The following is a 13,296-nucleotide window of genomic DNA, read 5'->3' on the forward strand; positions in this document are numbered from 1 at the left end:
GTCCGGCAGGCGCCGTCGCTCCGCGCTGTCTGGGGGGGCGATACGAGTACGCGTCCGCGAAATCGAGGACGACGGGGGCAAGCGCCTGCTGCGGATCATCCGCAGGGGCGCCGGCTCAGTGGTGAACTGGCCGCGGGCCCATATGGTGCTGCTGTCCGCCCACGGCATGCCGGTGGTGAAGATGGCCGGACTGACGTTCACCAGCGCGGACCGGTTCCGGAACGTGATCCACAACTTCAACACCGACCGGAGCCCCGGTCGGACGACCGGAGCCCCGCCACGGACCACAGGCCGTCAACGCACCGAGAAGCTGATGAGCCCGGCGTCGTTCTTGCCCACCGCGTCGGTCGACAGCGCCACGTAGCGTGCGGTGGCATCAGTGGTGAGCCCGCGGGCGCGGCCGTGGCCGGTGAGCTCGCCTGCCGGGGTGTAGGCCAGGCCGTCGCCGCTGAACTCCGCTCGCAGGCCGGGCACTCGGCCGCCGCTCCACTCCGTGCGGAGGTCGTGGACGCGGAACTGGGCGCCGAGGTCGACGACCATGCGGCCGTTGGGCCCGGGCGTCCACGCCGTCGCCGGATCGCCGTCCACGGCGGCTGCGGGGTCCGACATGCCGGGCGGTAGCGGGTTGGTCGGGAAGACGACGCTCCCCAGGGCCAGGTCGTCCAGGGGATAGGCGGCCGCCCGGCTCAAGGTGACTGTCGTCGTACGGCCGCCGCGGACCACCGCGAACTCGGTCTGTCCCTGGCCGGTCACCTGAATGCGGCAGGCCGGGCCGGTGAGCCGCACGGTGGCGCCGTCGACAACCTCGGCCTGGAGGCCCACGGGCAGCCGCCCACCGGACACCGGGCTCAGCGTCAGCCGTGGGGGCTCCAGGCGGGCGGTGGCGGCGTCCAGTTCGGCGTCATAAGCGCTGCCGGAGGCGGTCACCGTCTGCCGGCCCTCGAACAGAACCAGGCGGGCGTCAGGTTGCGGAATGTCGACGCGGGTCGTGACCTGCCGGTCGGACAGGTTGAACAGGCTCAGGTGATCGTCGGTGAGTGCGACGCCGACGGAGCCGCTGTCAGCCTGCGGGACGTCGGCGGCGGCTCGGTCGCGCAGGGTGTCGGCCGACGCGTCGGGGAGTCCCTCGACCAGGAGGGGTGTGGCCGGGCCGTCGGCCAGGACGATGGTGTCGTCGTACACCCTGAGCGGCTGCTTCGAGCCGCGCACGAGCAGTCCCGCACGGCCGTCGACGTCCAGCCAGCCGCCCTGGCTGGACACGTCGGGCACCGGCCAGGAGACGAGGTCGCTCCACTGCTGCCCGTCCGTCGACCCCTGCACCGTGTAGGCACGGCCTGCGGCGGCCTCCCAGCGCAGGGTGACGCGGTCCACGGCGTGCGTGGCCCCGAGATCGACGGCGAGCCAGCTGTCCGCCCGGGGACGGTCCGCCCGTGACACCGCCCAGCGGGTCGTGGCATTCCCGTCGACGGCCAGGGTCGGCTCCTTGCCGGGATCGTAGGAGGAGGCGGAGGCCGTCCCGCCCCGTGCGAGGTCGGCGCCTTCTCCTCCGTCGCGCGCCTCGAAGGCGTAGAGCGAATAGCCGTACGTGGGATCGGGCCGGACGCCCAGCATGCGCAGGTGCCGGACGGCGGTACGGGGGAAGGTCACTTCGTCCACGCGGGGAGTGGCGGCGGGCCCCCGGGAATCCTGGGCGGCCACGGTGGCGCTGCCCTCCGCGAACCGGAAGGTCCGCGACCCCGTCAGGCCAGGCACGCCCGGCATGGTGAGGTTGTAGCACTCCAGACGCCCTTCACCTGCGGCGATGCCGGTCGTCGCGTAGACGACGGCGCCGGTGGGCAGGGTCGTGAAGCCTGCGTACCCGGACGCCACAACCAACATCGTCGCGCTGCCGTCGAACCCGTCGCGGTGCTTGGTGTACGTGCGCACCTGGCGGTTCTTCACCTGTGCCGCGACGGTGGGGAGGAACATGGGGGTGGCGCCGCCGACTTTGAACAGCCAGTCGTCATGGGCCGGTTGCCAGGAGAACTTCACGAAACCCGGCTTGGTGACGGCGCCCGCCCAGGCAGCGGCCGACTGGTGCGACACGAGGCCCGGTCCGGTGCCGAAGTCGGTCACTCCCGACGCCTGGCGGAACAGTTCGTCGGGGGACAGCGGACGGGTCGTACGGCCCTGCACCGCGGCCCATGCGTGCAGGAGATAGCTGATGGCGAGTTCGGCGCGGGCTTCCGGCTCGTACTTCGGCTCGCCGGAGAACTTCGCGAGGCGGTACTCCGGGGGGTATTTCTGGTACGCCTCCAGTCGTTCCGCCAGGGCCACCTCCGCTCGGGCCGCGGCGCGGTCGCCGACGACCTGGGCGAGGAAGGCGAGCGGGATCACGTCGCGGCCGTAGAGGTGCTCGCGATCGTTGACCATGGGCATCAACGGCTCGCCGGCGTCGCTCATCACGCCGAGGAGGGTGCGCCACAGCGCGTCGGCGTTCGGCTGGTCGGTCAGCACCTGCGGCAGCGGCCGGCCCGCGGTGATGAAGTGGGCGGCGTTCCGGCCTGACGTGCGCCACAGTTCTTCCTGGTAGTGCGGCGCGAAGGACCCGTGGTTCTCGACGATGAAAGTGTCGTACAGGTTGCGGGCGGTGTTGGCGGAGACGGGAACGCCGTCGACGAGCGCCGGATTCGCCCGGTCTGCCTGCGGCAATCCGGTTTCGTTGCGGGACCAGGCACCGAACGCCTCGTCCCAGGCGGTGTGCCGTGGATCGTCCGTGGCCCAGGCGAGTCCGGGGGCCAGGGACTGTGCGTAGACACCCATTTCCTCCAGCTTGGTGTCTCCCTGGTAGCCGCCGAGCAGGCCGTGCGGGGTCCAGCTACCGGAGTTCGGATCGTCGCCCGTGCCCAGGTTCACGGTGTAGGCGGCCTGTTCGCGGGCGATGGTGTCGACGTCGGTCCTGGTGGCCTCGTCGAGGTCGTCCCACAGCAGCCGGGCAGCGAGTACGAAGTACAGCTGGAAGGTGGTGTCGAAGAACAGGGTCCGGCCCCATTGAGTGCCGCCAGTCAGGCGGTTGGAGGCGGCGAAGTGCTGGATCGTGGCTATGGTCCGGGCCTTCAGCGTCTGTTCGTCCGTCCCGGCACGGTCGCCGTCGTAGCCGCCGTGGGTGAGCAGCACGGCGTTGCCGAGCACCACGGCGAAGCCGAAGTCCTTGTCCGTGTAGTAGCCGCGAGCCGGGTCCCACTGCGTTTCGGACCAGCGGGTGTGGTTCAGCAGAACGCGGTAGTAGGTCTCCGCCACCGCGTCGCCGGCCGTGTGGGGGTTGCCTTGGGCGCGGGCGGCGCCGCTGCCGGCTGCGACGGGAAGCGTCGCCAGAGCGGTGGAGGCGCCGAGGAGTTGGACGAAGCGGCGGCGGTTGATCGGCGGGGGACCCTGGTGCACTCTCGGCGCCTCTCTGAACACTGACGACAACGTTGTCAATCGGACGGCGGCAATTCTTCGTCCCTGTTTGTCGGTACGTCAAGGGGTGCGACGCGCCTAAATGCCTTGACGGGACTGACCAATGAGGCGGATGGATCTGATGGGGCGGTTGGGGTGCGCACCCGCTGCACGCACCCAGCTCCCACAGTTCCGCTTCCCGGACGAGGCGCAGGAGACCGCAAGACCCGGCCGGACTGATGCGCTTGCTCGGAATCACCTCACTGCACCGCGATCCACTACGTCCGCGCCGTCCATGCCGAGCGCTTCACCATCGGCCCCAACCTGGTCTAACCGGCGCTGGACGAAAGCCAGTCATCGGTGCTCCGGTGGCGGTCCAATCCCACCGCTTGGCATTCGTCCTCGCCCAGGCCCTTTCGTGCGCCAAGCCGTCGCAGCGCCTGAGAGATCGGGCTGACCGACCGCGAGAACCGCTTCTTTGCGGGCGTCTCCAGTGGTCCCAGCACGAGTACTCCGCCTGCCCAGACGGCGGCTCGCTGCCCGCCGGCTCCCCCGAAGTAGTCGGCTTCCACATAGGTGATCGGCCCGGCGGAGGACCACCGAGCGAGCAACGTAGCGAAGCCCCCCGGCAGCCGATGGAACCCCAGGTCTCCTCCGTCGCTGCCGTCCGTGACGGCAGCGACGACCTCATCGGTCATCGGCATCAGCGACAGGCTCTGGCGCACGGACACCACCCGAGCTCCAGGAACCTCCCGTGAGGCGACGCGAAGCAGTTCGTCCCCCCGCGATCACCGCCTGCAATTCGTAACTCACCCCGAGCCCTCCCCAACCGATCGAAGCCTCATCTCGCCTGACACATCGCGCATGAACCCACGTGCCTACCCGCCGCAGAACCCACAGCTCATCAGCGAATTCCTGCCGCGTTGACCTTCAGGTTCTGCGAACTCACCGGTTTCACGCAACAGAGCCGCGAAACACTCCCCCGGCTTGCCACACCTCGGCACCCTACGAGCCACGTGCTCAGCTGGTGTGCTGCTCCACGGCATCGATGATCTCGGGCCAGAGCTCGCGGGGGCGGTCGTGTCCCATGTCGAGGATCAGTCGGAGTTCGGCTCCGGGTACCAGGACCGCCGTGCGTTGCCCACCGCTGGGGTCGATCAGGGTGTCGTCCAGGCCGTGGATCACGAGCGTCGGCACCCGAAGCTCGCGGAGTGCGTCCGCGCGTGAGCCGCTGAGGATCATCGCCCCGAGCTGACGTCCGACCCCGGCCGGGTAGTAGGCACGGTCGTAACTGTCGGCAGCCAGCTCCCGAAGGACCGCGGGGTCGCCGTAGCGCTTGGAGGCCCACACCAGTTCCCGGTCCGCGGCCGCGATGTACGCCTCGCGGTCTGACGGCTTCGGGCTGAACAGCACCGCCTGGGCCTCGGGACTGGACCGGCCGTATTCGCTTTCGCCGGTCGAGGACATCATCGACGTCAGCGTCATCACCCGCTCCGGGTGGGAGATGGCCATCGTCTGGGCGATCATTCCGCCCATCGAGGCTCCGACCACGTGTGCCTGCTCGATACCGAGCGCGGTGAGCAGGCCCAGGCCGTCGTCGGCCATGTCCTGCAATCTGTAGGGGACCATCGCGAGGGCGGAAGAGATGTCTCCTGTGCTCACAGCGTTGATGAACTGACCGATGTCGACGGGGTGATCGTCGAACTTGGTGGACAGGCCGCAGTCCCGGTTGTCGTATCGGATCACGTAGCGACCACGGTCCGCCAGCGCACGGCAGAAGTCCTCGTGCCAGGCAATCATCTGAGCACCGAAACCCATCACGAGCAGCACAGGAGGGGCACTGGGATCACCGAAGCCCTCGTAGGCGATGGACACTCCGGGCGACACGTCGGCAATCGGCATGCATGGATCTTGCCAGCGCGGAGCGGCAGCGCGCACCTGTTAACCCAGCACCCGGGCTCGGCGTCACAGAGTGCTCGCTGGTCTGCGCAGGGCGCGGCCGTCCAGGGGACATGATGGGCGGCCCGCGGGATCTCTGCCCCCAGGTGCGCTGACGGGGCCGCAGGCCGGGCTGGGAGGAAGGGTGTGTGTCGGTGCCCTGCGCTGGCCCGGGTCGGCTCTCTGGTGCTTTGACCGCATAGGTTCGCCGGGTTGGGGTGGGCGTGACGGTTGAGTGTGCGGTGACGTCCGCACCGACCGCTGGAGGCGCGGTGGTCGAGACTGCGTCCGTGTGCTCAGACCGACCAGGAGAAAGAATCCGCAGCAGATCCCGCGTCGGTGGCAAGCACCAGGTCGGCGCGCTACCGGCGGGTGCTGATGCCGCCGGTCTCGGCGGACGGAGGCCGTCCCCGCACGGCAAGAGCCTTCGCGATGTTCAGCGACACCTCAAACGCAACGTCTGCCGCCGGCCTTCAGGCCCGCGAAGAGAGAAGCGATCGAACGAGGAAGAGTTCCCTCAAGCGACTTGACGCCGTGCTGTAGTCCCGGGGACGTCCGCAACTGCCGGAAGACCGCGCCTACGGAAGAGATCTGCGATTAAGGAACGATCGTTCTTGACTAATCGTTCCTTAACTGCCTACCGTAGTGGCCATGGGCAGGCCGAGAGCATTTGACGAGGACGAAGTGGTGCATGCGGCCGTGCGTCTGTTTGGCGGGCGCGCGTCTGTTTGGCGGGCGCGCGTATGACGGTGTGTCCGTCGACGATCTCGTCACTCACCTTGGCGTGCACCGCAACAGTCCGTACAAGACGTTCGGCAGCAAGCGCGGCCTCTACCTGATGGTTCTGCGCCGCCACCTTGCCGACGACGTTCGCCCTTTGCTCGACGCCCTCGCCGGCGCAACGGATGCCGCGGCCGTGCTGCGGCTCGTCACGTCGGCCGACCTCGACCTGCTTCTCCTCGCGGCGATCGAACGCGCACCGGTCGACGAGGAGGTCGCCCTTGAGGTGACGGCCGCGTTGGCCACCGTCGACCGGGCGATCGCCGATGCGCTCGGTATTTTCCCCCCCGACCTGGCCGCCGCTCTCACGGCCGCCGCGCTGGGCATCCCTGTGCGCGGCGACCCCGACAAAGTCGCCACCGCGCTGACCCACCACCTCGGCCCTCTTATCTGAAAAGGGAACCTGACATGGCACTGATACGTATCCTCGGCGACGACCTCGTCGTCGTGATGGAGGGTCTCGACAAGCTCTGGGCCTTCAAGGGCCGCCTGACCATCCCGCTGGCCAACGTCCGTGGCGCGACCGCCGATCCCGGTATCACCACCGCCCTCAAAGGAATCCGCGCGCCGGGCTCCCACGTACCCGGTGTGATCACCGCGGGCACATTCCATCAGGATGGTGACAAGGTCTTCTGGGACGTCAGGGATCCGTCGAAGGCTGTCGTGGTCGAACTCGCCGACGAAAAGTACGCACGCCTGGTTCTCCAGGTCGACGACCCCCGCGCGACTGTTGCCCTGGTCGAGAATGCCCTTGTCTGACGGAGGAAGGCCCATGATTCGCCACTTGGCAGCGGCTTTGATGGCCCTGGCCGTCGGCACCGCCACCCCGGCCGAGGCGACGCCCGGTCTCGTGCGTGCCGCCGACCGCGAGGTCGTCTTCACGGCCGACGGAACAACCACGTACGGCACCCTGCACATTCCCGAGCATCGTGCAGGGCAACGGCTGCGGGCGGCTCTGCTGCTGCCGGGCAGCGGCCCCACCGACCGCGACGGCAACCAACCGCCCGGGGCGGCACCGGATACCCTGGCGCAGTTGGCCGACACGCTCGGCGGGGACGCAATCGCCACGCTGCGATTCGACAAGTACGGCACCGGCCGCACCGGACTCGGCGCCTACCGGGACCACCCGGAAGAACTCGACTACCCGGCATTCGTCCGCCAGGCGCAGGCCGCGTACGAGTCATTGCGCGATCAGCCGGAGACCGACCCACACGGCCTGCTGGTCGTTGGGCACAGCGAGGGCGCGATGACGGCACTGCTGCTGGGCGGTACCGTCCGCCCGTCCCCGGCCAGTCTGGCGCTTCTGCAACCGCAGGCGATCCGCCTGCTGGACCTGATCACGCTCCAGCTCAAGGCCCAGGTCGCCGAAGCGACCCGGCAGGGCCAGTTCACACCGGAGCAGCAACGCGTGGTCAACGCGGCCATCGACGCAGCCGTCGCCTCCCTGCGCGAAAACCGACCGGTCGACACCACCGACCTGCCCCCGCCGCTCGCCCAGCTCTTCGAGGCGTTCCAAGGCCCCAATTCCCGGTTCGTGAAAAGCGACGACGCCATCTACCCACCGGACACCACCGCTGCACTCCGGCCAGGGACGAAGGTGCTGCTGACGTGCGGCACGAACGACGCCCAGGTCCCCTGTGTCACAACGAACGCCCTGACGACCGCCCTGCGCCACGCGCATGTCGGTGGACCGGGCCGAGTGGCGCTGCCGGGAGTGGACCATCTGATGCACGACGTCGACCATCCGAACACGCTCGCGCCGCCCGTACTCGTCGCCCTGCGCCGGTTCGCTCGGCACTGACGCCGACCGAGCACGTCCCTCAACGTCTGGTGCTCTGACCGCACAGGCCCGCTGGGTCGTTCAGGCCGCAGCAGCGAGGGGGCGTTCGCCCCAGCGGATGCCCCTCTCGCTGCGGATGCGAGGGCGTTCCCTGCGTTCATCCAGGACGTCGCGATGGCGGGCAGAAGGTCGGTCAGTCTGCGCACACGGACGGTCTCGGCCACCCCGCCTCCAGCGGTCGGTTCGCACGTCACCGCACATCCAACCGTCATGACCCGCCAACCCGGCGAACCCATGCGGCCAAAGCACTGGGGTGCGGGGCATGGCGAGACTGTGGCGGTGTGTGACGGCGGCCGCGGTGGCGGCCCTGGTAGGGCAGAACACGGGGACGGCCGGCGCGGCCGATGGCTGGGCGCCGGTGGGCGACGGCATCGTGTCCGGGGGCAGCGGTGCGGCATACCTGCCGGGCGGGGCCGATCTGGCGGGCAGGACCAGGACCCTGCGGTCCTGCACGCCGCCCGCCTGGACTGGACCGGCCTGGCATTCGGGCCGGTGCGCACCGCGGCGCTGCGGGTGCCCTACCCGCGGCAGAACGTACGCCATGTCAGTGACCTGGCGGTGTCCCCCACGGGCAGGATCGCGATCACGTCCGCGTCGGACGCGGGGGACGACGGGCCGTTCGACTCGGCCGTCTACGACGCCGGCACGCTCCGGCAGGGACCGCTCCTGCTGTCCGGAGCCGCCCCGCTGCTGACCGTGCGGCCCCAACCGGACGAACTCGCCCGCTTCGAAGGGCACAAGGTCGAAGCCCTCGCCTGCCCCACCACCGCGCGGACGGGTGTCCTCGGCACCGACGACGAGAACCTCGGTGGCGCGATCCGCACCGCGGACAGCTGCCCCGCCTGAGCCCGCCGTGTCACTTCCTGAGGCGTTCGTCGATCAGGCGGAGCGCTCTCAGCAGCACGTCCGCGCCTTGCGTCAGATGGTGGTCGTGGGAGTTCTCCTGCGGGGCATGGCTCACTCCCCCGATGCTCGGAACGAAGATCATCGCGGTGGGTGCCGACCGGGCGACCAACTGGGCGTCGTGTCCCGCCCCGCTCGGCATGCGCAGCGACGGGAGCGACAGTTGGCCGGCCGCGTCGCTGATGCAGTCCGCCAGCTCGGCGTCCATGGCCACGGGCAGCACCTCGGGCCCCTGGCGCACGTCGACGACGGCTCCGGTCGTCGCGCCCAGGTCGCCCGCCAGGCGGCGGATGTGCGCGGTCGCCGCGGTGATGCGGCTCCGGTCCTCGTCCCGGAGGTCAACGGTGAGCTGGACCGATCCGGGCACGACGTTCCACACGTTCGGTGAGCAGGTGATGCGGCCCGTCGTGGCGACCCGGACAGCGCCCTTCTGAGCAAGTGCGTCCACCTCCCCGATGAGGCGCGCGGCGACGACGAGCGCGTCGCAGCGATTGGCCATCGGGGTGGTGCCGGCGTGCTGCTGCTGTCCGGTGATGCCGATGACCAGGTTGGACCGGCCGGTGATGGAGGTGACGATGCCGATGTCGGCCCGTTCGTCCTCCAGCACCGGGCCTTGCTCGATGTGCATCTCGACGAACGCGGCGATGCTGTCGTCCGCCCAGACGGCCCCGGCGAGTGCCGAGGCGTCTCCGCCCACGTCCGCGATCCGCCTCCACAGTGGGACACCTGTGTGATCGACCTGGTCGACGTCGACGGGGGCGCCGGACACGATGTGCGAGCCGACCATCCCGGGGGTGCCGTTCGCGCCTTCTTCGTTGGAGAAGACCACCAGGGACACGTCGTGCCACAGCGGTGTCCCCGACTCCGCGATCCGGATCACGGCTTCCAGCGACGCCATGACGCCGTAGGCGCCGTCGAATCTGCCGCCCTGGACCACGGTGTCGAGGTGGCTGCCGGTGGCCAGGGTGCGCCGGGAGCCGCCCAGGCCGACGACCCGTGCGATCAGGTTTCCTGCCGCGTCCACCCTTGAGTGGATGCCGGCCTCCGCGAGCCAGTCCGCGACGGCCGAACGCGCCCGTATGTCATCTTCTGAGTAGGCGAGCCTGGTGACTCCGCCGTCGCCGGTGGCTCCGAACTTCGCCAGTTCCTCGATCCGGCGCAGCAGTCGCTCGCTGTTCACCCGCTCCGACGCAAGGTTGTTGGAAGACGCCTTCGGCACGTTCGGCACCTCACTCCGTGTCGGGTTCTACGAGCAAGTGGAATCGTCCGACGTTGACGGCCAGGTCGTTGACGGCGAACGGCAGCAGGTACTCGGCCTGCGCCCGGGTGTCGGACGACACGGCCAGCTCGAAGTGAGCGGTGCCGCGGCCCTGTTGGTCGATCGCCACCCGGCAGGCGGCGGGCCGGGCCTCGGCGCGCAGCGATGCCCGCAGGCCGAGGCCCGCGACGGGCACCGTCCCGGGCGCCGCGGTCAGTTCCACCGCGATCTTCGCCGTTTCGCCCTTCCGCATCCGCCGGGGGCCCCGCACGCGGACCTCCGGGGCGCCCAGCATGGCGTTCTCGATGTCGCCGCACCTGTCGCACACGGTCTGCGAGACGGGCACCAGCGGGGCCGGCACAGGGAGTCGTACGAAGACGGAGGCGGGCTCGCCGCACGGGCAGGGCGGTGCCTGTTTCATCGGGCCCGGCTGGACCGTGCTGCGATCGCCGAAGAAGGTCGGAAAGCGGGAGATCGCGCTCTCGGTGAACAGGCTGCGGGCGATCCGCGCGTCCAGTGCGGCCGTCTTGACATCGCATTGTTCGCGGTGGAGCCGGGTCAGGTCCGGATCGCGCAGGGCGTCGCGGACCGAGATGGCGGACAGGAAGCGGTCGAGATCCGCAAGCTCGGTGGCGATGGGATGGTTCTCCGGTACCAGCCCCGACCGGCCGATGGCCATCGAGCGGGCGGACAGCATCCGGATCCGCTCGGCGAGGGAGCCGCCCTGTCCGGTCCCTCCCGCTGCGGAGGCCCTGTGCGACGGGCGGGCCGGCCCCGGCTGCCTCGCGCCCGCGGGTGCCGTGGCCTGCGTCGCCTCGGTGCCGCATTGGAAGAACACCGGGTACGGGTTCGCGTCCGCCACGCTCTGGTTCATGGCGGTGGCGGGGTCGCCGGGACGGTCGAGCCATGCCTGGATCTCCGGGCGCCCCGCGTCGCAGGCGGTGGAGGTGATGACGATGGAGCGGGCCGGGCCGTCGACGGCGGCCAGGAGCAGCTGGTAGTCGTCGTGGTAGGTCGCGAGCCGGCCCGACGGCCCGCTGAAGCAGTTCAGCAGCGTCAGGGACCCCGTGGGAATGCCGCCGACCGGGATCAGGCCCCGTTCGGGTTTGTAGCAGCCCTGGCCGAAGTGGCAGGACGGTCCGTATCCGCTCGGCTCGTAGGCTCCCTGGCGTCTGCCGCAGATGGTGTGCCGGCCGAGGTTCAGGCTGTCGTCCTGGCCGTTGCCGTGCAGCAGCACCCGGCGCCAGGGCCGGTCGCGCAGGAGCTGGATCCGGTCGCCGCGGGCGATGTCGTCGGGGTCGATCCACTCGGCGCCGCCCAGTGCAGGACGGTGGTCGAGGTCGGTCACCACCAGCTCCCCCGACAGCTCCTCGGGGTCCGCCCACTGCTTGGCCACCATCCAGCTGAGCGAGTGCACGTCCCGGCCGGTGAGGAACACGGCCGGCTCCGCACCCGACGCCTGGGCCTGGTCCCGCCCCCAGGCCGTGCGGTCACCGAACCGCAGGTCCTGGTAGAGCCCCACGGTCGTCGGGGAACGCCGGCCAGGGGCGGACGGCAGCGCGCGGATCATGTCCCGGAGCGCGTCGGGGAGCCGTTGCGGTCGCACGATGTGGACATCGGTCACCGTGGCGGTGTGCGAGGAGATCCGATACAGCCTGTTGGCCGCGTCGATCGAGGCCATGAGGTCGGTCCGGTCGCCCACCCACACCGGAACGGGTGCCGGTCCGTCACCGGCCAGGAAACGGGCGACTGCCGCGGCGTAGTCGCAGGCCTCCCGGTGGCCCGCGAACGCGGCGTCCGGCTGGCGGGGGGAGCCCGGATCGTGTTTCCCCGTCATCGCGCGTCCCGGGCGGCGTCGGGCGTCCCGGTCGTGAACCGGTAGCCGCTGAGGATCTTCCGCATCCGGTCGGTCACTTCGGCGGAGTCCTGCCCGGTGACCTGGACCACGCCGCTGCAGGCGAAGGAGGCGCGCGGCGGATCCACCAGATCGCCGACGGCCGCGCGCATACGGCAGGAGATCACCCCTTCCTGCGCGAGCAGTTCCTCGGCGGACGTGATCTCGGTGACCACGCCGGGCGCGGTGGGCAGGAGCAGGTCGCCGACGGCACGGTCGCGGGTGTACTCCAGCGTCGGTGTCCTGCCCACGTACAGGTCGGTGATGGCCTGCATGATGTCGAAGCCGTACGACAGACCGTGGTTGAGGGGGACTTCGCAGCCGCTGAGCCGAGCGGCCAGCTCACCCATCACGAACTCCCCGGTATCGGTCATCCAGAACTCCGCGTGCAGGTAGCCACTGCGGTACTCCACGCCGTCCACCAGCTGCTGCGACAGCGCGACCGCGTCGATCGGCTTGGGTTCGGAAGGGGCGAGCGTGATGTTGGCGTTGATCGCGCCCTCCAGGACGTCGAGGATCGGCGCCGGGTTGCTGGAGACGTAGGCGTCGAGCACCCGGCCGTCCGCGACGAGGGCGCACAGCTGGTGCTCGTGGCCTTTGATGTACTCCTCGACCATCCAGCGGTGGCCGTCTCGCAGGAGCTGTTCGGCGTGCGGCAGGTCCGCCTCGCGCAGTTTCCAGGTCCCGATGCACGAGTCGGAGTCGACCGGCTTCAGGATCAGCGGCCAGCCGTGGACGGCCGCGAACCGCTCGATCTCCCCGACGCCGTCGACGAGTTCGTACGCCGCCGAGCGCAGCCCGATGCGGTGGTACAGCTTCTTCATCGCGGGTTTCTCGTGGACGAGCAGCACCTGCTCCTGGGTCAGGTGCGGCAGTCCGACGGCGGCCGCGAACGCCTGGGCCTGGGGCTGGACGGCCTCGTTCGGATTGCAGAAGTACTCGGGGACGATGCCGATGTGCCCGATCCACTCCCGGTAGCGCGCCGCCTCCTGGTCGATCGACCGCGAGGAGTCCAGGACGAACATGTGCCGGGTGTTCTCCGCGTTCTGGCCGTCCGGTCCCGAACCGTGCGAACGGGTGGAGCTGTCACCCAGACGCAACAGCACTGTGGTCACGTCTGGCCTGGCCAGCAGGCTTTCGTTGAAGGTCGCGCGGCGGCTTTCCACCAGGAGGAGCCTGCGCTGCCCGGCGTCCGTGGAACTGTTCATGATGAGGGTTCCCCTTGCTCGGCGGGATGCGGGTGTGAACGCGTCCGTTCACGGATCT

General features: G+C 69.9%; 10 protein-coding genes and 1 pseudogene. 5 read left to right on the forward strand and 6 right to left on the reverse strand.

Annotated elements, in window-relative coordinates:
• Positions 1 to 25 precede the first annotated feature (25 nt).
• Positions 26 to 304, forward strand: a pseudogene (locus ACFYPJ_RS26035) (IS630 family transposase); the annotation flags it as partial.
• Here the strand turns inward: ACFYPJ_RS26035 and ACFYPJ_RS26040 are convergent.
• The 3 genes from ACFYPJ_RS26040 to ACFYPJ_RS26050 form a co-directional block, all read right to left on the reverse strand.
• Positions 295 to 3,420, reverse strand: coding sequence for a discoidin domain-containing protein (locus ACFYPJ_RS26040; RefSeq protein WP_389021743.1), 3,126 nt, complete (start codon positions 3,418 to 3,420; stop codon positions 295 to 297). The pseudogene ACFYPJ_RS26035 and the gene ACFYPJ_RS26040 overlap by 10 nt on opposite strands.
• A 326-nt stretch (positions 3,421 to 3,746) precedes the next feature.
• Positions 3,747 to 4,142, reverse strand: coding sequence for a hypothetical protein (locus tag ACFYPJ_RS26045; protein ID WP_389021746.1), 396 nt, complete (start codon positions 4,140 to 4,142; stop codon positions 3,747 to 3,749).
• A gap of 295 nt (positions 4,143 to 4,437) precedes the next feature.
• On the reverse strand, positions 4,438 to 5,319 hold the full coding sequence (locus ACFYPJ_RS26050; RefSeq protein ID WP_389021749.1) for an alpha/beta fold hydrolase: 882 nt from the start codon (positions 5,317 to 5,319) through the stop codon (positions 4,438 to 4,440).
• A gap of 787 nt (positions 5,320 to 6,106) precedes the next feature.
• On the opposite strand from ACFYPJ_RS26050, the gene ACFYPJ_RS26055 reads away from it, so the two are divergent.
• From ACFYPJ_RS26055 to ACFYPJ_RS26070, 4 genes are all read left to right on the forward strand, one after another.
• Positions 6,107 to 6,529 (forward strand): TetR/AcrR family transcriptional regulator, encoded by a 423-nt coding sequence (locus ACFYPJ_RS26055; protein ID WP_389021752.1) that lies wholly within the window; start codon positions 6,107 to 6,109, stop codon positions 6,527 to 6,529.
• Positions 6,530 to 6,543: 14 nt separating this feature from the next.
• Positions 6,544 to 6,894, forward strand: a complete 351-nt coding sequence (locus ACFYPJ_RS26060; protein WP_389021755.1) for a hypothetical protein — start codon at positions 6,544 to 6,546, stop codon at positions 6,892 to 6,894.
• 13 nt (positions 6,895 to 6,907) lie between these two features.
• Entirely contained in the window at positions 6,908 to 7,936 is a 1,029-nt protein-coding gene (locus ACFYPJ_RS26065; protein ID WP_389021758.1) for an alpha/beta hydrolase, read from the forward strand.
• Positions 7,937 to 8,467: 531 nt separating this feature from the next.
• Complete coding sequence (locus ACFYPJ_RS26070) at positions 8,468 to 8,821, forward strand: hypothetical protein (RefSeq protein WP_389021761.1); 354 nt, start codon at positions 8,468 to 8,470, stop codon at positions 8,819 to 8,821.
• A 10-nt stretch (positions 8,822 to 8,831) separates the two neighbouring features.
• On the opposite strand, the gene ACFYPJ_RS26075 is transcribed toward ACFYPJ_RS26070, so the two are convergent.
• From ACFYPJ_RS26075 to ACFYPJ_RS26085, 3 genes are read right to left on the reverse strand one after another with little or no spacing between them, the layout of a single operon-like run.
• Complete coding sequence (locus ACFYPJ_RS26075; protein ID WP_389021763.1) at positions 8,832 to 10,097, reverse strand: Zn-dependent hydrolase; 1,266 nt, start codon at positions 10,095 to 10,097, stop codon at positions 8,832 to 8,834.
• A gap of 10 nt (positions 10,098 to 10,107) precedes the next feature.
• Positions 10,108 to 11,973 carry a hypothetical protein gene (locus ACFYPJ_RS26080; RefSeq protein ID WP_389021766.1) on the reverse strand — a complete coding sequence of 622 codons (1,866 nt, stop codon included), beginning with the start codon at positions 11,971 to 11,973 and terminating at the stop codon, positions 10,108 to 10,110.
• Positions 11,970 to 13,238, reverse strand: coding sequence for an ATP-dependent carboxylate-amine ligase (locus ACFYPJ_RS26085; protein ID WP_389021769.1), 1,269 nt, complete (start codon positions 13,236 to 13,238; stop codon positions 11,970 to 11,972). Before ACFYPJ_RS26085 ends, ACFYPJ_RS26080 begins: the two co-directional genes overlap by 4 nt.
• Positions 13,239 to 13,296 lie beyond the last annotated feature (58 nt).

It is taken from the genome of Streptomyces sp. NPDC006012 (assembly GCF_042871185.1).
Taxonomy (GTDB): Bacteria; Actinomycetota; Actinomycetes; order Streptomycetales; family Streptomycetaceae; genus Streptomyces.

Excerpts from the sequence above, each read along its gene's own strand:
- ACFYPJ_RS26050 (WP_389021749.1), bottom strand. The coding sequence starts at position 5,319 with ATGCCGATTGCCGACGTGTCGCCCGGAGTGTCCATCGCCTACGAGGGC.
- ACFYPJ_RS26060 (WP_389021755.1), top strand. The coding sequence starts at position 6,544 with ATGGCACTGATACGTATCCTCGGCGACGACCTCGTCGTCGTGATGGAG.
- ACFYPJ_RS26065 (WP_389021758.1), top strand. The coding sequence starts at position 6,908 with ATGATTCGCCACTTGGCAGCGGCTTTGATGGCCCTGGCCGTCGGCACC.
- ACFYPJ_RS26080 (WP_389021766.1), bottom strand. The coding sequence starts at position 11,973 with ATGACGGGGAAACACGATCCGGGCTCCCCCCGCCAGCCGGACGCCGCG.
- ACFYPJ_RS26085 (WP_389021769.1), bottom strand. The coding sequence starts at position 13,238 with ATGAACAGTTCCACGGACGCCGGGCAGCGCAGGCTCCTCCTGGTGGAA.